Below are 18,206 nucleotides of genomic sequence, written 5' to 3'. Positions count from 1 at the left end.
CAGAGCTCACACTGCCGCCGCCCTCAGATGCTCCACCAGCATCTTGGCCGGGCGCGGCAGCGTCTTGAAGCTTCGCGCGCAGATCACAAGTTTGCGGTTGGCCCAGGTGTCGCGCAGGCGGACCATGGCGAGCGGCATCAGTTTTGCGCAGCGGCGGGCCGCGGCTTCGGGCACCAGCGCGACGCCGACATCGGCGGCGACCATCTGGCAGATCGCGTCGAAGTCGCGCAGTCGCGCGCGGTAATGCGGCCGCATGCCGAGCCGGGCGGCGTGCTTCGAAATATGCACCTGAAGCGCGGTGGCGCTGGTCAGCCCCACGAAGTCGCAAGCGCCCGCCTCCTGGAAATCGATCGCGCGGCGGCCGGCGAACGGGCCGCGCCTGGACGTCACCAACGTCAGGCGATCCGCGCTGAAGGCGAAGCGCTCGATATGATCGGGCAGCGCGTGCTCGGCGGCGAAGCCGAGATCGGCCGCGCCCGCAGTGATCGCGGCCGCGATGTCGGTGCTCTCGCGCTCCTCGATGTCGATGGCGACGTCGCGGTGCTCGCGCAGGAAGCCGGCGAGCGCCTTGGGCAGATGCTCCGAGAGGCCGGAGGTATTGGCCAGGAAATGCACGCTCGCGCGCACGCCGCTGGCAAAGCCGGCGAGATCGCCGCGCATGGCGTCGATCTGGTGAATGACGAGGCGGGCGTGATCGAGCAGGCTCTCGCCGGCCGAGGTCAATTCGACGCCGCGGCGCCCGCGCTTGAGCAGCGCGACGCCGAGCGCATCCTCGAGCCCCTTGATGCGCGCGCTGGCCGAAGCCAGGGCCAGATGCGACCGCTCCGCGCCGCGGGTGATGCTGCGCTGGTCGGCGACCGCGATGAACAGTTGGAGGTCGACGAGGTCGAAGCGCATCCCGGGTCCCTTCAGCCTTCGTCTCAGACGAAGGCTTTCTCCGCAAGCTACAGATTGTGCCGGCGCGCGGCATCGGTCAATGTGCAGATATGATCGACCCGCTCCTCGTTCTCATCGCCGCCGTTTTCCTGATTGCCGGATTCGTCAAGGGCGTGGTCGGGCTCGGCCTGCCGACGGTGTCCATGGGCCTGCTCGCGGTGAGCATGGCGCCGAGCCGCGCGATCGCCATCGTGATCGTGCCCGCCATCCTCACCAACATCTGGCAGACTTTCGTCGGCCCCCATTTGCGCGACATCCTGAGGCGGCTGTGGCCGCTGATGATCGGCACGGTGATCGGGTGCTGGCTCAATGCCGGCGCGCTCACCGGCCCTCATGCGCGCTACGGCACGATCGTGCTCGGCGCACTCCTGGTGATCTACGCGATCATCGGGCTGAACAAATTCCAGTTCCACGTTGCGCCAAAGAACGAGAAATGGGTCGGCGGCGTGGTCGGTGTGGTCACCGGCGTGATCTCGGCCTCAACCGGCGTGCAGGTGATCCCCTCGATGCCGTTCATGCAGGCGATCGGCATGGAGAAGGACGAGCTGGTGCAGGCGCTCGGCGTGTTCTTCACGACAGCGACATTGGCGCTCGCCTTCAACCTCACCGCGGGCGGATTGTTGACGCCGGCCAACGCAGTGCCGGGCGCCGTGGGCATGGCCTGCGCGTTTGCCGGCATGTATATCGGCCAAACGGTGCGGGCGCGGATGCCGGCGGAAGCGTTTCGCCGCTGGTTCCTGATCGCGATGATCCTGCTCGGCCTCTATCTCGCCGGCAGCGCGCTGCTGAAGGAATTCGCGTAAAGGACGTTACCGCGTCTCCAGCATGGCGACGCGGATGCCGAGATAGATGAAGAGGCCGCCGAGGGCACGGTTGACCCAGGCGACCGCGCCTTCGGAGCTCCGCAAGCGGTGGGCGGCCTTTGCCGCGAACGCCGCCAGCACCAGGCACCACAGCGTTCCCGTGCAGATGAAAATCAGGCCGAGCGTCAGGAAGGCGAGCGGCTTGTGCGCCGAGTCGGCTGCGACGAATTGCGGCAGGAAGGCCAGGAAGAACAGCGCGACCTTGGGATTGAGCGCGTTGGTGAAGACGCCCTGGAGGAAAACCCGCCGCAGCGAGCTCTGCACCGGCTCGTCGATGGCCGAGGCCAGCACCGGGCGTAACCACAGCATCTGAAGTCCGGTCACGACGAGATAGGCCGCTCCGACCAGCTTCAGGATCGAGAATGCGGTCGACGAGGCCATCAGCAGGGCCGAAAGGCCGATTGCCGCGCCCGCGACATGGAAAAAGCAGCCGCAACTGATGCCCAGCGCGGCCGCGGCGCCACCTCGCCAGCCCAGCTGCATGCTGCGGCCGATCACGTATACCGTGTCAGGCCCCGGCGTGATGTTGAGCAGCACGCCGGACAGGACGAAGAGCCAGATTTCGTGAATGCCCAGCATGTGTGACGTGCCTCCGTCGCCCAACCATGGCCCAAGAGGCCGGCTTAGTGGGTTCGCTCGTCCCCGTCCACTGCCGGGATTGCCGAGGATTTACCTCGAATTTGCAATGCGGTTCGTACTTTCGCTCGGCCTCATCTGCTCTATAAGGAACGGGTTCTTTGAACGCGGGATTCGAGGCGACTGCCACGCCGTGGCCGGTCCTCGATCTCTTCCAAGTCTCTTGCAAGTCTCTTGGAGCTCCGGAATATGGAAAGACGTCTGGCTGCCATTGTCTGCGCCGATGTCGCCGGCTATTCGCGCATGATGGGCACCGATGAGGCCGGCACCCATGCCGCCTTCAAGGCCCATCGCAGCGCGATCCACCCCATCATCCTCAATCACGGAGGCCGCGTCGTCAAAAACACCGGCGACGGCTTCCTGCTGGAATTCCCCTCGATCGTCGGCGCCACCGAGGCCGCGATCGCGATGCAGACGCTGATGGCGGAGCGCAATCACCATCTACCCGCCGATCGCGCCATGCAGTTCCGCCTCGGGATCCATATGGGTGACGTCATCGCCGACGAGGACGAGGTGTTCGGTGACGATGTCAACATTGCCGTCCGCCTCGAAGCCGTGGCGAGCCCCGGCGGCTTTGCGATCTCGGCCAAGGCCTACAAGGAGGCCGGCAAGCATCTCACCGTGCCGCTGCTCGATGCCGGCAACCACCGCTTCAAGAACATCAAGGATCCGATCGGGGTCTGGACCTGGACACCTGAGGGTGCACCGGCGCTTGCGCCCGCGCTGAGGGAGGCATCCGCCCTCTCGCAGCAGTACCGCACCGCGATCGTCGGCGTGCTGCCCTTTGCCAATCTCAGCGACGCCCAGGACGAGTATTTTTCCGACGGCCTGACCGAGGATCTGATTCACGCGCTGTCGCTGCAATCCTTCTATCGCGTGCTGAGCCGCAACTCGACCTTCGTGTTCAAGGGCAACAATGTCAGCACCCGCCTGATCGCGCGCGAGATCGACGCTAGCTATCTGATCCAGGGTTCGGTGCGGCGTGCCGGAGCCAAGATCCGCGTCACCGCCGAGCTGATCGCGCCGGAGACCGGCGAGCAGCTGTGGACCGGCCGCTACGACCGCGACATCGGCGATCTCTTCGCGATGCAGGACGAGATCACCACCAACCTGTCCGCCGCCATCGCCACCGAGATCGTCCGGGCCGAAGCCTCGGCGCCGGCGCGACTCTCGACCGATGTCACCGCCTGGGACCGCTTCCTCAAGGGCCTGTCGCACTATTATCGGCAAACCAAGGAAGACCTTGCCATCGCCGTTGACTTGTTCCGGGAGGCCATCAGGCTCGAGCCCAAGCTGTCGATTGCGCACGCCTATCTTGCCACGATCCAGATCCAGAGCATCCACTTCGGCTGGGTCAAGGGCACGCGCGAGATGTGGGCCGAGGCGATGAAGCTTGCCGAAACCAGCGTCAGGCTCGACCCGCGCTCGTCATTTGCGTTCTCGATCCTGTCCTGGACCCACGCGCTGGAGGGCCATTACGAGGCCGCAATGGACGCCGCCAAGCGCGCCGTCGCGCTCAACCCGTACGACAACGGCGCGCGCGGCGTGCTCGGCATCTGCCATTTCGCCATCGGCGAGCACCGCGAGGCGATCGAGCTGTTCTCGATGGCGGCGCAGCGCGACAACAGCGATCCGCGCTACCAATGGGCCGCACTGAACGCCTTCAGCCATTATCTGCTGGGCCAATATGACGCGACCTTGTCATGGGCTCGAGAACAGCTCTACATCAACCCGAACCATTTGCAGGCGCTGGCAATCCGCGCCGCGGCGCTGGCGCAATTGGGGCGGGGCGACGAGGCGGTCGAGGCGACCCGCGTGCTGATGGCTAACTACCCGACACTCAGTGTCGACCGCCATTTGCGCAATTTCCACTGGAAGCGGCCCGAGGACCTCGCCCATTACCGCGCCGGACTCTTGAATGCGGGCGTGCCGCTCGGCAAACTGACCCTGGTCTCGAGCGACGTCAAACGAGTCGCCGAATCCTGAGGGCCAGCCGCGGCCACGCGGCAATGTCCCCTCCGCCTTTATTGACACGACAGTGAATTCAGCCACACTCCGCTACACGCTGAAGTAGTATAACGTGTTGTCGGTTTGTCAGGACTTTCCGCGCTCTATCGCCGCGTCTGTATTTCACGATTCGCCGTTTTCAGGATTTTGGGCCATGCATGACTCCGCTCCGAAGCCCCCCTTCGACCCCTCGATCCAGGTCTCGCCGAACAATCCCTGTCCATTCCTCCGCGGCCTCGTCGGCGAAGGGTTTGTTGACGGCGGAACCGTCCCGCTGGGCACGCTGTCGCAAACGATCGCGAATGCGAGCGGCGAGACCGGGCTGAAAAAGGTCTCGGCCGGCATCCAGGTCCGCGGCGTCGCGCTCATCGCCAACGGTCTGGGTCACATCCTGAAGAGCATATTTTCGGGCGCGCAGCTCGACGCGTTGCGTGGCGGCCCTCTCGACAAGCGCGGTGCCGGCTCGCGCGTCCTCGGCGTCGACGGCAAGGTCGATGAGGGCGAGCTTTCGCGGTTTGCGAGCTTCGGCCGGACCTACCAGGATCCGAACGGCGGCGGCTCTGAGCCGGGTCTCAACGCCTCGGAAATCGGCGTCTTCATGCGCGACAATCTCAAGCGGGCCGGCAGCGCCGCGCGCTGGTACTACCCCCTGCTGATGAAGTTCGAGTGGCCGATCCTCCTGAAGATCGTGGGCAAGGGCGCGGGTGAGGACCGCTATCTCAGCGTGGCCGACGTGCGCACTCTGTTCAACGAGCGGCAATTCCCTGCTCGCATCAACCAGCGGCTCGTAGCGCAGCCGGTGCTGTCGACCTGCCAGCGCGTGGTGCGGGGCGCGCTCAAGGTTGCGGCCCTGCTGGTCGCCCTCGGTCTCGCCTTGCTCGTTGCGGTTGCCGAATTCCCCGACCAGGTGCGTGCCACGCTGCCGCAAAAGGGAATCCTCGTGAATCTCCTGCCGCCGCCCTTGCCCACGGTCCCCGAGACGAAGGCGGCCTTTTGGCTCGAACAGAACTGGTCGCTGAAGGACAGGCATTGGTTTCACCATGCCAGCCAGGGCACCGCGACCTTCCCGGTGCCTTACGAATGGTTCATGGCCCTGGAGCAGCCGCGCCTGCATCTGTTCTCGCGGCCGGGCATGATGACGGACAGCGCCTATCTCGAGCGCTTCGGGTTCATTCCGAGCCCGCAGTCGATCCAGACCGATGCGACGTCCCTGCGCCGCTTCGGCTACGCCAATCTCTACGAGACGACGCAGGTGCCGGACTGGTCGACCAGATGGACGCCGGCGGAGAACGTCGACGGCCTGCCGGTCGGCTTTGCACGAATGACCGGGGTCAGCGATCCCGCGACGGGCCGTCGCGAAGAGGACAAGATCGGGCTGACCTGCGCCGCCTGCCATACCGGCCAGATCCATTACCAGGGCGTGGACGTGCGTTTCGACGGCGGCCCGGCCATGACCGACTTGAAGAAGCTCGAGCTCTCCACCGGCCTGTCGATCGCCTACACGCTTTACGTGCCGTTCCGCTTCCAGCGCTTTGCCGATCGCGTGCTCGGCCCCGATGCCAGCAAGGCTGACCGCACCGCGCTCAAGCAGAAGCTCGGCGCGATCGGCAACTTCCTGATCGACTGGGCGAAAACCCAGCAAAAGACGATTGAAGGCAAGAAGACCTGGAACGGCCGGCAGCAGAGTGACACCGAGGAAGGGTTCGGTCGCCTCGACGCTCTCAATCGCATCGGCAATCAGGTTTTTTCGCAGGATCTCGCGCTGAGCGGGCTTAAGGGTTTCGAGAAGAACCTGCACGCCCAGGACGCCCCGGTCAGCTATCCCCCGATCTGGACCGTGCCCTGGTTCAAGTTCGCCCAGTACGACGCCTCGATCGAGCAGCCGCTGATCCGCAACGCCGGCGAAGCCCTCGGCGTGACGGCGCTGCTCAATCTGTCCGACGCCTATCCGGAGGACAGGCTGTGGCGGTCCTCGGTTCATATCAACACGCTCGGCTGGATCGAGGACATGCTCAGGGGCCCCGATCCGTTCAAGACGGCGGATCCCTCCACCGGTCCGAAGTTCGGCGGCCTGCTGGCGCCGAAATGGCCCTCGCAGATCCTCGGCGACAATTGGAGGCTCGATCAGAAGAGGGTCGACAATGGCCGCAAGATCTACGCCGAGATGTGTTCCGGATGCCATCTGCCGGCGATCGACACCCCGGCTTTCTGGTCTTCGGGACATTGGGAGCCGAGCGGCGACAGCAAGGTGCTGAACGCGGTGACGATCCCCCTCGACGAGATCAAGACGGATCCCGAACAGTCGCTCGTGCTCAGCAACAGGATCGTCGATTTGCCTGGCTTCCTGAAGGTGAATACGGCCGACCTCCAGAAATGGTGGCAATGCGACGTCTCGACCGCAAGCTCGCCGACCGAGATGGTGTATGCGCTCGGACTGATGACGGTGGTGGACCTCGTCGCCCGCAAATGGATGGATGACGAGAAGACTCCGGATGCCGAGCGGGCGAAATTGTGGAATCTCGCGCGCAAGAACTGCCTCAATCCGGTGGGGGGAGCGCGCTATCGGGCACGGCCGCTGAACGGCATCTGGGCCACGGCGCCCTACCTGCACAACGGTTCGGTGCCGTCTCTCTACTGGTTGCTGAAGCCTGCAAGCGAGCGCCCGCAAAAATTCTGCATGGGCCGCCGCGACTACGATCCCGTGACGGTCGGCTTTGCGGTCACTGCCGACGAGAAATGCAAGATGGGTGAAACCGAGTTCTCGGCGGGGTCGGAGAGGGATCCTATCCAGGGCAATAGCGTGCTCGGCCATTCCTTCGAGCGCAAGCCGGGCGAGGAAAAACGTCCCGGCGTCATCGGCCGCGTGTTCAAGGACGACAACGAGCGCTACGATCTGATCGAGTATCTGAAAACGCTGTAGTGGGCCTTACCTCGCCCCGCTTGCGGGGAGAGGTCGGATTGCATCGAAGATGCAATCCGGGTGAGGGGGTACAGGTCTCTCGACGATCTTGCGTGCCGAGAGAGGCCCCTCTCCCCGTAAGAACGGGGCGAGGGAGCGCACCTCGCGCGCGGCAGCCATTCACTTCAACCCCTCACTTGAACAGCGGCGTGCCCGGCACGAAGGCGTCGAAGGCTGCCCAGAATTGGGAGCGGTAGCGGTCCTGCTCCTGGAGAATCTCGTGCTTGGCGCCGGCGATCACGAGATGGGAGCCGGCGCGCAAATGATAGGCGAACTCCTCGATCGCCGCGATCGAAACCACGGTGTCGCTGGAGGCCGCCAGCATCAGGATCGGCTGACGGATCTCGGACGGGTAGTTCTTGCCCCTGAAGGTGTTCATCGCGCGGAAGGCGGTATCGGCCCAGGCGACCGTCGGTGACGCGAGCCCGAGGGTCGGATCCTCCTCCAGGATCGCGGCATTGCGCGCATAGCGCACGGGGTCGCTGGTCAGCGGATTGTTGATGAAGGGATTAAGCCCGGTGATCTGGTCGCTGCCGCCGGGGACATAGCGGCCGCCCATCCCCAACACGCGCATTGTCTTCAGCAGAGCCCGCGCCGGAAACGAGGTGGCGCGGCCGGGCAGGTCGATCATCGGCGCCGACAGCACCATGCGGTCGAACCAGCGCTTGCCCGCATGCGCCACCCGCAGCATCACCGTGCCGCCCATGGAGTGGGCGAGCGCGAAGAAGGGCGGCGGGCAATCCGGCAGCACCACCTGCTGCACGAAGGTCTCGACGTCGATCTCAAAATCCGCGAAGTCGCGGACATAGCCCTTGCGTGGATCGCGCAGGCGACGCGAGGAGTGGCCCTGCCCGCGCCAGTCGATCATCGCCACCGCAAAGCCGCGGTCACGCAGGTCGCGCACGGTCTCGAAATATTTCTCGATCTGCTCGCTGCGTCCGGTGAAGACGCAGACGGTGCCCTTGCGGTTCGCCGGCGGCGCCCAGCGCGCAAAGCGCAGCTCGACGCCATCAGGGGTCTTGATGGTACCGCTGACGACGTCTTCGGGAACGGGATTGGAGGGTATCGAGACCAGCGTCATGATGGGGAGGGCTTGGGCAGGAAGTGCTGCAAATCAGGGGGCGGGAGCGCCGAAAAGGCTAAGTATCCGCCCTCTTGAACGCCGTTCTCCTCAACCCATATCACCTTGGTGCAGGCCGCTACCAGTGTTTCGGAACCGGAACATCAGGCTGCACACAGACGAAAGCCCGGCCCGATTGGCGGGCGGGTTACTCAACAGTCGCTCAATGGAGGACTTGACTATGCGTACGTACGACCTGACCCCCTTCTACCGTTCCACCGTCGGCTTCGACCGCCTCTTCAACCTGCTCGATCAGGCCGGTTCGGACGGCAGCCCCGGTTATCCCCCCTACAACATCGAGCGCACCGGCGAGAACGACTACCGCATCACCGTTGCGGTCTCGGGCTTTGCCAAGGATGAGCTCTCCATCGTCGCGAAGGAAAACACGCTGACGATCAAGGGCGAGAAAGTCGCCAACGAGAACTCGAAGGCCGAAGTGCTGTACCGCGGCATCGCCGCGCGTGCCTTCGAGCGCGCGTTCCAGCTTGCCGATTTCGTGCAGGTGAAGAACGCCTCGCTCGAGAACGGGCTGCTTCACGTCGACCTCGTCCGTGAGATTCCCGAAGCGAAGAAGCCCCGCCAGATCGCGATCAACACCGGTGCGCAAGGCGCACAGGTGATCGAGAACTCGGTAGCCGCGTAAATCACGTCGGCCACTTCCAGGTTGCGAAAACGCCCCGGTGCCCCGGGGCGTTTTTTTTCGTTTGCTGTCGTCCTGGCGAAAGCCAGGACCCATACCGCGAGGTCCATCAATCGTGTGCGGTAGCAATACCGAACGACCAATCTTCGCCCAACATCTCTCGGGGGTAATGGATCCTGGCTTTCGCCAGGACGACACCTGTAATTTGGATGGTTTCCGCACCGCATCACAGAGCGGTGAAACAGCGTAACGCCGCCGCCGCCCGCCTCGTCCTTTGGCTATCGAACCAAAACAAGACGGAGAACGATCATGACTTTCTGGCGCAGCTTTTTCGTCGCCGCGAGCCTGTTGGCGGCCCCGCTCACCCTTGCTCACGCGCAGACGCCGCAGACCGTGAAGGCCAAGAACGTCGTGCTGGTGCACGGCGCCTGGGCCGACGGCTCGAGCTGGTCGGAGGTGATCCCGATCCTGCAGGCCGCCGGTCTCAACGTAACTGCCGTGCAAAATCCGCTGTCGTCGCTTGCGGACTCCGTCGAGGCCACCAAGCGCGTGCTGGCCGAACAGGATGGCCCAACCGTGCTGGTCGCGCATTCCTGGGGCGGCACCGTGATCAGCCAGGTCGGCACCGACCCCAAGGTCAGCGGCCTCGTCTATGTCGCCGCCCGCGCGCCCGATGCCAACGAAGATTTTGTCGCGCTGTCGAAGCAATTCCCGACCGGCGCCGTGCGTGCCGGCATCGTTGAGCGCGACGGCTACACAAAACTCTCGGAAGACGCCTTCCTGAAGTATTTTGCCAATGGCTTGAAGCCGGAGCAGGCCAAGGAGCTCTACGCCGTGCAATGGCCGACCGCCGCCTCGATCTTCGCCGGTCGCACCACCGAGGCGGCATGGCACTCCAGGCCGAGCTGGTACGCGGTGTCGAAGAACGACTACACCATCAATCCCGATCTCGAACGCTTTCTCGCCAAGCGCATGAACGCGACCACGATCGAACTCGACGCCGGCCACCTCTCGCTGGTGTCGCATCCGAAGGAGGTGTCGAATTTGATCCTGGAAGCGGCGGGGTATGGGCGGAGCTGAGCGGCGGTTGCAGTGATGCAAAAGGCGCCTGGATGCTCAGGCGCCTTTTGTTTGGGGCTAACTCTCTCCCCAACGTCGTCCTGGCGAAAGCCAGGACCCATTACCACAGGGAGGAGTTTGGCGAAGACTCGTCGTCCGGTACTCGCACCTCAATCGCTCGATAGACCTCGCGGTATGGGTCCTGGCCCCCGTGCGCAATTGCGCACTAGGCCAGGACGACACCGTGGGTGTGATGCGGGTCATCGCATCAAACGCCCAGGCTCAATCCAGCCCCTGCGCTGCAGGCATGTCCTGTGTCGGCAGGATCGTTGGAGCAGGTTTGGCCAGACCGACGGTTGGAGCAATGACTTGCGGCGCGGCCTCGGCGGGCTTTGCAGGCACGGCCGCCACGGTCTGCGTGGTAGGTTGAGCCTGCGCTGCCTGCGCCGCCGCGGGTTCGGCCGGCTTGGCCGCAACCGGCGTCTCGCCGCGCGGCGGAGCCGCCTTGGGCAGCGGCACGGAGCGGCTGGCGACATGCGGGATCGGGGCCGGTGGGCGGGGCGGGCCACTGCGGACCATGGTCGGCGGCGGCAGCGCACTTTGCGGGCGGTAAGGTGCAACCGCAGGCTGCTCGTAGCCCGGTGCCATGCCGTAGGCGTCGGCAGCCGGCATGAAGCGCAAGATCCTTCCGTCGCGGGCATCGATCACGAGCCGGCCGTCCTCGCCGCGGCGGTCGATCACCGCGATGGTGTAGACACCGCCGCGCAGGCGCGGGATGCCCAGTGGAGAGAAGCCGTTCTCGCGCAGCACCGCGTAGACCTCGGTCGATGGCAGCAGCACCGGAGCCGGCCCACGCTCTTCGTAGCCATAGCCGTAGCGCGGCGGCGGCGGCGCGGCCTCCGGTGGCGCATAGGGTCCGTCGAAATCCGAGACTGCGATCATCGCCCCTCGCGCTGGAACTTGCGCTTGAGCGGCGGTCGCGGCCAGCGCCAGCGCGGCGGCAGCCATCCATCCTGTGAAAAACTTCATGATCGAGACGCTCCTGTCAGGCCCCCGGATGGATCGCGCTCTTTCGCTTCTTGCGGCGTGGCGCGGCTTCCGAAGGGTTGATCCGAAGCTTCATTGGGGATTCCGGCGTCGGCGGGGCCGGATCAGGGCGCGTTTGCTTCAAAAGCGGGGCCGCGCAACTTTTGGAAAGCGATTGATTGATCTATGGGGAATCGGGACTTGCGCGCGCTTGTGTGATAGACAAAAATTTGGCAAGGTGACGGTTAGGACAGGAAGACTGTCTCAATTTTGCTTGCGGTTCCGGCATAGGGATTGCAACGAAAGTCGGTGCTTTCGAGCGCCAAGAAGGCAACAGGCAAAGCCGTTCTCGGGGACGAAGAACGCCTTGGCCTGAATTTAAGAAAATGCGGCTCGCAAGCGGACGAGCGGTGACCCAGAAGCGGGTGCCGCGGGACGCCCAAGGTGCGCCGAAGATGGCGGTGAGGCAGCTTGCCGCATGGAGAGGACGAGAACATGAACGGGTCGCAAGTCGAGCGCGGAAACATCGTGGCAGAACAACTGTCGGCGACGGTCGCCTCGAAAACGACCGATCCGATTCAGGAACACAATTCACGGCCGCCGGCCGTAGGTCTCTACGATCCGAGCCTGGAAAAAGATTCCTGCGGCGTCGGCTTCATCGCCAACATCAAGGGCCAGAAGTCGCACGAGATCGTCGCGGACGCGCTCAGCATCCTCTGTAACCTCGAGCACCGCGGCGCTGTCGGCGCCGACCCGCGCGCCGGTGACGGCGCCGGCATTCTGGTGCAGATCCCGCATGCCTTCTTCAGCCGCAAGGCGAAGGAGCTCGGCTTCGCACTGCCCAATCCCGGCGAATACGCCATCGGCGCGTTGTTCATGCCGCGCGACACCGCCTGGCGCAACGTCATCAAGAGCATCATCGCCGACCAGATCAAGGAAGAAGGCCTGACGCTGCTCGGCTGGCGCGACGTGCCGACCGACAACTCCTCGCTCGGCGTCACGGTGAAGCCGACCGAGCCCGCCTGCATGCAGGTGTTCATCGGCCGCAACGGCACCGCCAAGACCGAGGACGATTTCGAGCGCCGGCTCTACATCCTGCGCAAGTCGATCTCGCAAGCGATCTATCAGCGCCGCGACCGCGGCCTCGCCGGCTATTATCCCTGCTCGATGTCCTGCCGCACCGTGATCTACAAGGGCATGTTCCTCGCCGACCAGCTCGGCAAGTACTATCCCGATTTGCACGAGAAGGATTTCGAGAGCGCGCTGGCGCTCGTTCACCAGCGCTTCTCGACCAACACCTTCCCGGCGTGGTCGCTGGCGCATCCCTACCGCATGATCGCGCATAACGGCGAGATCAACACGCTGCGCGGCAACGTCAACTGGATGGCGGCGCGCCAGGCTTCGGTGAGCTCCGAGCTGTACGGCAAGGACATCAACCGGCTCTGGCCGATCTCCTACGAAGGCCAGTCGGACACCGCCTGCTTCGACAACGCGCTGGAATTCCTGGTGCAGGGCGGCTACTCGCTGCCGCACGCCGTCATGATGATGATTCCGGAGGCGTGGGCCGGTAATCCCTTGATGGATGAGAAGCGCCGCGCCTTCTACGAATATCATGCAGCCTTGATGGAGCCGTGGGATGGTCCCGCTGCGATCGCCTTCACCGACGGCCGCCAGATCGGCGCCACGCTGGACCGCAACGGCCTTCGTCCCGCGCGCTATCTCGTCACCAAGGACGACCGCATCGTGATGGCGTCCGAGATGGGCGTGCTGACGATTCCCGAGGACCAGATCATCACCAAGTGGCGCTTGCAGCCCGGCAAGATGCTGCTGGTCGACCTCGAGCAGGGCCGCCTCATCCCCGACGACGAGATCAAGGCCGAGCTCGCCAGAAGCCATCCCTACACGGAGTGGCTGGAGCGGACCCAGATCGTGCTGGAAGAGCTGCCGAAGGTGCCGACCACCGGCGTGCGCTCCAACCTGTCGCTGCTCGATCGCCAGCAGGCGTTTGGCTACAGCCAGGAAGACATCACCATCCTGATGACGCCGATGGCCTCCACCGGCGAGGAAGCCGCAGGTTCGATGGGCAACGACACGCCGATCTCGGCGCTGTCGGCCAAGGCCAAGCCGCTGTTCACCTACTTCAAGCAGAACTTTGCGCAGGTCACCAACCCGCCGATCGACCCGATCCGCGAGGAGCTGGTGATGAGCCTCGTCTCCATCATCGGACCGCGGCCGAACCTGTTCGACCTGCAAGGCCTTGCCACCACCAAGCGCCTCGAAGCGCGCCAGCCGATTCTGACCGACGCGGACCTCGAAAAGATCCGCTCGATCTCCGAGGTCGCCGAGTCGCACTTCAAGTCGCGCACGCTGGACACCACCTTCCACGCCGGCCTCGGCGCGGCCGGCATGGACCAGGTGCTGGATGAGCTCTGCGCACGCGCGGAGAGCGCGGTGCGCGAGGGCGTCAACATCATCATCCTGTCCGACCGCATGGTCGGCACCGACCGGGTTCCGATCCCGTCGCTGCTGGCCTGCGCCGCCGTGCATCATCATTTGATCCGCACCGGATTGCGCACCTCGGTCGGCCTTGTCGTCGAATCCGGCGAGCCGCGCGAAGTGCATCACTTCGCCTGTCTCGCCGGCTACGGCGCGGAAGCGATCAATCCTTATCTGGCGTTCGAAACCATCATCGCGATGAAGGACCGCCTGCCCGGCTCGCTCGACGACTACGAGATCGTCAAGCGCTACATCAAGTCGATCGGCAAGGGCCTGCTCAAGGTGATGTCCAAGATGGGCATCTCGACCTACCAGTCCTATTGCGGCGCGCAGATCTTCGACGCCATCGGCCTGAAGGCGGAATTCGTCGGCAAATTCTTCGCCGGCACGCATACCCGCGTCGAGGGCGTCGGTCTTGGCGAGATCGCCGAAGAGGCGGTGCGCCGTCATGCCGACGCGTTCGGCGATGCGCTCGTTTACAAAACCTCGCTCGATGTCGGCGGCGAATATGCCTATCGCAGCCGCGGCGAGGACCATGCGTGGACCGCCGAGTCGGTGGGGCTGCTGCAGCACGCCGCGCGCGGCAATTCGCTGGAACGCTACCGCGCTTTCGCGAAGATCCTCAACGAGCAATCGGAGCGTCTCCTGACGCTGCGCGGCCTGTTCCGGATCAAGAACGCGGACGAGGAGAAGCGCAAGCCGATACCGCTCGACCAGGTCGAGCCGGCCAAGGACATCGTCAAGCGTTTCGCCACCGGCGCGATGAGCTTCGGCTCGATCTCGCGCGAGGCGCACACCACGCTCGCGATCGCCATGAACCGGATCGGCGGCAAGTCGAACACCGGCGAAGGCGGCGAGGAAGCCGACCGTTTCAAGCCGCTGCCGAACGGCGACAGCATGCGCTCGGCAATCAAGCAGGTCGCCTCGGGCCGCTTCGGCGTCACCACGGAGTATCTCGTCAACTCCGACATGATGCAGATCAAGATGGCGCAGGGCGCCAAGCCCGGCGAAGGCGGCCAATTGCCCGGCCACAAGGTCGATGCGACCATCGCCAAGGTCCGGCATTCGACGCCTGGCGTCGGCCTGATCTCGCCGCCGCCGCACCACGACATCTACTCGATCGAGGATCTGGCGCAGCTCATCTACGACCTCAAGAACGTCAACCCGGACGGCGCGGTCTCGGTCAAGCTCGTCTCCGAGATCGGCGTCGGCACGGTGGCCGCGGGCGTCGCCAAGGCGCGCGCCGACCACGTCACCATCGCGGGCTTCGAGGGCGGCACCGGCGCTTCGCCGCTGACCTCGATCAAGCACGCCGGCAGCCCCTGGGAGATCGGCCTCGCCGAAACCCACCAGACGCTGGTGCGCGAGCGGCTGCGCAGCCGCATCGTGGTCCAGGTCGACGGCGGCTTCCGCACCGGCCGTGACGTCGTGATCGGCGCGCTGCTCGGCGCCGACGAATTCGGCTTCGCCACCGCGCCCTTGATCGCGGCCGGCTGCATCATGATGCGCAAGTGCCATCTCAACACCTGCCCGGTCGGCGTCGCGACCCAGGACCCCGTCCTGCGCAAGCGCTTCACCGGCCAGCCCGAGCATGTGATCAACTACTTCTTCTTCGTCGCCGAAGAGGTCCGCGAGATCATGGCCTCGCTCGGCTTCCGCAGCTTCAACGAGATGATCGGCCAGGTGCAGCTGCTCGACCAGACCAAGCTGGTCGCGCACTGGAAGGCCAAGGGACTCGACTTCTCGAAACTGTTCGTCAAGCAGAAGGAAGAGAAGGGCCAGAAGATCTATCACTCCGAGCGCCAGAACCATCATCTGGAAGCGGTGCTCGACCGCACGCTGATCGAGCAGGCGACGCCTGCGCTCGACCGCGGTGCGCCGGTGAAGATCGAGGCCAAGATCAACAGCACCAACCGCTCCGCGGGCGCGATGCTGTCGGGTGCGGTCGCCAAGATCTACGGCCATGCCGGCCTGCCGCATGAGACCATCCATGTCAGCCTCAAGGGCACCGCCGGCCAGGCCTTCGGCGCGTGGCTGGCGCAAGGCGTCACCTTCGAGCTCGAAGGCGAAGCCAACGACTATGTCGGCAAGGGCCTCTCGGGCGGCAAGATCATCGTCAAGCCGCCGGCCAACAGCGGCATCGTGCCGGAAGAGAGCATCATCGTCGGCAACACCGTGATGTACGGCGCCATTCAAGGCGAGTGCTACTTCCGCGGCATCGCCGGCGAGCGTTTTGCCGTGCGCAATTCCGGCGCCGTCGCGGTGGTCGAGGGCGCGGGCGACCATTGCTGCGAATACATGACCGGCGGCATCGTGGTCGTGCTCGGCAAGACCGGGCGCAACTTCGCGGCCGGCATGTCCGGCGGCATCGCCTATGTGCTGGACGAGACCGGCGACTTCGACAGGCTGTGCAACATGGCAATGGTCGAGCTCGAGCCGGTGCTGTCGGAAGAGCTGATCAACGCCGGCACCTATCACCACTCCGGTGACCTCGAGGCGCACGGCCGGGTCGACGTGTTCAAGGACCTGCTCGCCTCCGACGTCGAGCGATTGCACGTCCTGATCACGCGCCATGCCAAGGCAACCGGCTCCAGGCGTGCCGCCGACATCCTGGCCAACTGGAAGGACTGGCTGCCCAAATTCCGCAAGGTGATGCCGGTCGAATACCGGCGCGCGCTGCGCGAGATGGCCGCCAACGCGGACGCCGAGCCGAAAATCGCGATCGGGGCTTAGCTAAAAAAAAGCCTCATGGTGAGGAGCGCAAAGCGCGTCTCGAACCATGAGACCACCAGCGGGGCCTTCATCCTTCGAGACGCGGCGCCAAGCGCGCCGCTCCTCAGGATGAGGGGAGAGAGAACAAACGAATTTAAGCGGCAGGGACTTCGGGTTTAATGGGCAAGATCACGGGTTTTCTCGAAATCGAACGGCACGACCGCAAGTACACCCCGGTCGCCGAGCGCGTGAAGCATTTCCACGAGTTCGTCGTTCCTCTCTCCGAGAAGGAAACGCGCGACCAGGCCGCGCGCTGCATGAACTGCGGCATCCCCTATTGCCACGGCACCGGCTCGGTCTCGCCCGGCACGCCCGGCTGCCCGGTCAACAACCAGATCCCGGACTGGAACGACCTCGTCTATCAGGGCAACTGGGAAGAAGCCTCGCGCAATCTGCACTCGACCAACAATTTCCCGGAGTTCACGGGACGCATCTGTCCAGCGCCGTGTGAAGCCTCCTGCACGCTCAACATCGATGACAACCCCGTCACCATCAAGACCATCGAATGCGCGATCGTCGACCGCGCCTGGGACAATGGCTGGCTGAAGCCGGAAGTCGCGGCCGTGAAGACCGGCAAGAAGGTCGCGGTGATCGGCTCGGGTCCGGCCGGCATGGCCTGCGCGCAGCAGCTCGCGCGCGCCGGCCACGACGTGCATCTGTTCGAGAAGTTCGCCAAGGCCGGCGGCCTGCTGCGCTACGGCATCCCCGACTTCAAGATGGAAAAGAACGTCATCGACCGCCGCGTCACGCAGATGGAAGGCGAAGGCGTCACGTTCCACTATAACAGCCATGTCGGCGTCGACGGCAATGTCGATCCGCGCGAGATGCTCAACGAGTACGACGCCGTGGCGCTGACCGGCGGCGCCGAAGCCCCGCGCGACCTGCCGATCCCCGGCCGCGACCTTGCCGGCATCCACTACGCCATGGACTTCCTGCCGCAGCAGAACCGCCGCGTGTCCGAGGAGCCGCTCGGCGGCGTCCAGGAGATCCTGGCCGGCGGCAAGCATGTCGTCGTCATCGGCGGCGGCGACACCGGATCCGACTGCATCGGCACCTCGTTGCGCCAGGGCGCGCTCTCCGTGACCCAGCTCGAGATCATGCCCGCCCCGCCGGAGCACGAGAACAAGGGCCTGACCTGGCCGAACTGGCCGCTCAAGATGCGGACGTCCTCCAGCCAGGCCGAAGGCGCGGTCCGCGAATTCGCCGTGCTGACGCAAAAGTTCACCGGCGAGAACGGCCAAGTCAAGAAGCTGCACTGCGTGCGCGTCGACGACAAGTTCAAGCCGATCGCCGGCACCGAGTTCGAGCTCGACGCCGACCTCGTCCTGCTCGCGATGGGCTTCGTCCACCCCGTGCACGAGGGCCTGCTCAAGGTGCTCTCGGTCGAGCTCGACCCCCGCGGCAACGTCAAGGCCAACACGCTCGACTACCAGACCTCGCGCCCGAACGTATTCACCGCCGGCGACATGCGCCGCGGCCAATCGCTGGTGGTCTGGGCGATCCGCGAGGGCCGGCTGTGCGCGCGGTCGATCGATACGTTTTTGATGGGGAAGACGGATCTGCCGCGCTGAGTTGGGGCGAGCTGCCACCGCTTAAGGCAGACAAACAGTCCGCTGTCGTCCTGGCGAAAGCCAGGAGGTGGATTCACACTCGAAGTGCAACAGTTGAGAGGAGAAGGCCTCTGCCGGGGTT

11 protein-coding genes are annotated in these 18,206 nt (G+C 64.8%); 7 read left to right on the top strand and 4 right to left on the bottom strand.

Annotated elements, in window-relative coordinates:
- Positions 1-6: 6 nt before the first annotated feature.
- Positions 7-897, bottom strand: a complete 891-nt coding sequence (locus AC0L20_RS06435) for a LysR substrate-binding domain-containing protein (protein WP_473287871.1) — start codon at positions 895-897, stop codon at positions 7-9.
- An 89-nt stretch (positions 898-986) separates the two neighbouring features.
- Between AC0L20_RS06435 and AC0L20_RS06430 the strand changes: the two genes are divergently transcribed.
- A complete protein-coding gene (locus tag AC0L20_RS06430; protein ID WP_473287870.1) occupies positions 987-1,739 on the top strand; it encodes a sulfite exporter TauE/SafE family protein in 753 nt (250 codons plus the stop codon).
- A gap of 6 nt (positions 1,740-1,745) precedes the next feature.
- Here the strand turns inward: AC0L20_RS06430 and AC0L20_RS06425 are convergent, their stop codons facing one another.
- Entirely contained in the window at positions 1,746-2,378 is a 633-nt protein-coding gene (locus tag AC0L20_RS06425) for a LysE family translocator (protein ID WP_473287869.1), read from the bottom strand.
- A 246-nt stretch (positions 2,379-2,624) separates the two neighbouring features.
- On the opposite strand from AC0L20_RS06425, the gene AC0L20_RS06420 reads away from it, so the two are divergent.
- Together AC0L20_RS06420 and AC0L20_RS06415 are read left to right on the top strand one after the other, a co-directional pair.
- Positions 2,625-4,421 (top strand): adenylate/guanylate cyclase domain-containing protein, encoded by a 1,797-nt coding sequence (locus AC0L20_RS06420; protein WP_473287868.1) that lies wholly within the window; start codon positions 2,625-2,627, stop codon positions 4,419-4,421.
- Between the two features lie 175 nt (positions 4,422-4,596).
- Positions 4,597-7,362 (top strand): di-heme-cytochrome C peroxidase, encoded by a 2,766-nt coding sequence (locus AC0L20_RS06415; RefSeq protein ID WP_473287867.1) that lies wholly within the window; start codon positions 4,597-4,599, stop codon positions 7,360-7,362.
- 172 nt (positions 7,363-7,534) lie between these two features.
- Here AC0L20_RS06415 and AC0L20_RS06410 read toward each other — a convergent pair whose 3' ends face one another.
- On the bottom strand, positions 7,535-8,482 hold the full coding sequence (locus tag AC0L20_RS06410) for an alpha/beta fold hydrolase (RefSeq protein WP_007597126.1): 948 nt from the start codon (positions 8,480-8,482) through the stop codon (positions 7,535-7,537).
- Between the two features lie 220 nt (positions 8,483-8,702).
- Here AC0L20_RS06410 and AC0L20_RS06405 point away from each other — a divergent pair, with 220 nt between their 5' ends.
- Together AC0L20_RS06405 and AC0L20_RS06400 are read left to right on the top strand one after the other, a co-directional pair.
- Positions 8,703-9,164, top strand: coding sequence for an Hsp20 family protein (locus tag AC0L20_RS06405; RefSeq protein ID WP_007597127.1), 462 nt, complete (start codon positions 8,703-8,705; stop codon positions 9,162-9,164).
- A gap of 306 nt (positions 9,165-9,470) precedes the next feature.
- Positions 9,471-10,241, top strand: coding sequence for an alpha/beta fold hydrolase (locus AC0L20_RS06400; protein WP_473287866.1), 771 nt, complete (start codon positions 9,471-9,473; stop codon positions 10,239-10,241).
- A 261-nt stretch (positions 10,242-10,502) separates the two neighbouring features.
- Here AC0L20_RS06400 and AC0L20_RS06395 read toward each other — a convergent pair whose 3' ends face one another.
- The gene (locus AC0L20_RS06395; RefSeq protein ID WP_473287865.1) at positions 10,503-11,249 is read right to left on the bottom strand and encodes a hypothetical protein; all 747 of its coding nucleotides are present in this window, start codon (positions 11,247-11,249) and stop codon (positions 10,503-10,505) included.
- Between the two features lie 492 nt (positions 11,250-11,741).
- Between AC0L20_RS06395 and gltB the strand changes: the two genes are divergently transcribed.
- Both gltB and AC0L20_RS06385 read left to right on the top strand, forming a co-directional pair.
- Positions 11,742-16,475, top strand: coding sequence for a glutamate synthase large subunit (gene gltB / locus AC0L20_RS06390; protein WP_473287864.1), 4,734 nt, complete (start codon positions 11,742-11,744; stop codon positions 16,473-16,475).
- Positions 16,476-16,633: 158 nt separating this feature from the next.
- Complete coding sequence (locus AC0L20_RS06385) at positions 16,634-18,085, top strand: glutamate synthase subunit beta (protein ID WP_473287863.1); 1,452 nt, start codon at positions 16,634-16,636, stop codon at positions 18,083-18,085.
- Positions 18,086-18,206 lie beyond the last annotated feature (121 nt).

This window comes from Bradyrhizobium sp. Kon58 (genome assembly GCF_055807455.1).
The sequence above is the reverse complement of the archived record's forward strand: the minus strand, read 5'-3'. Positions and strand labels throughout refer to the sequence as shown.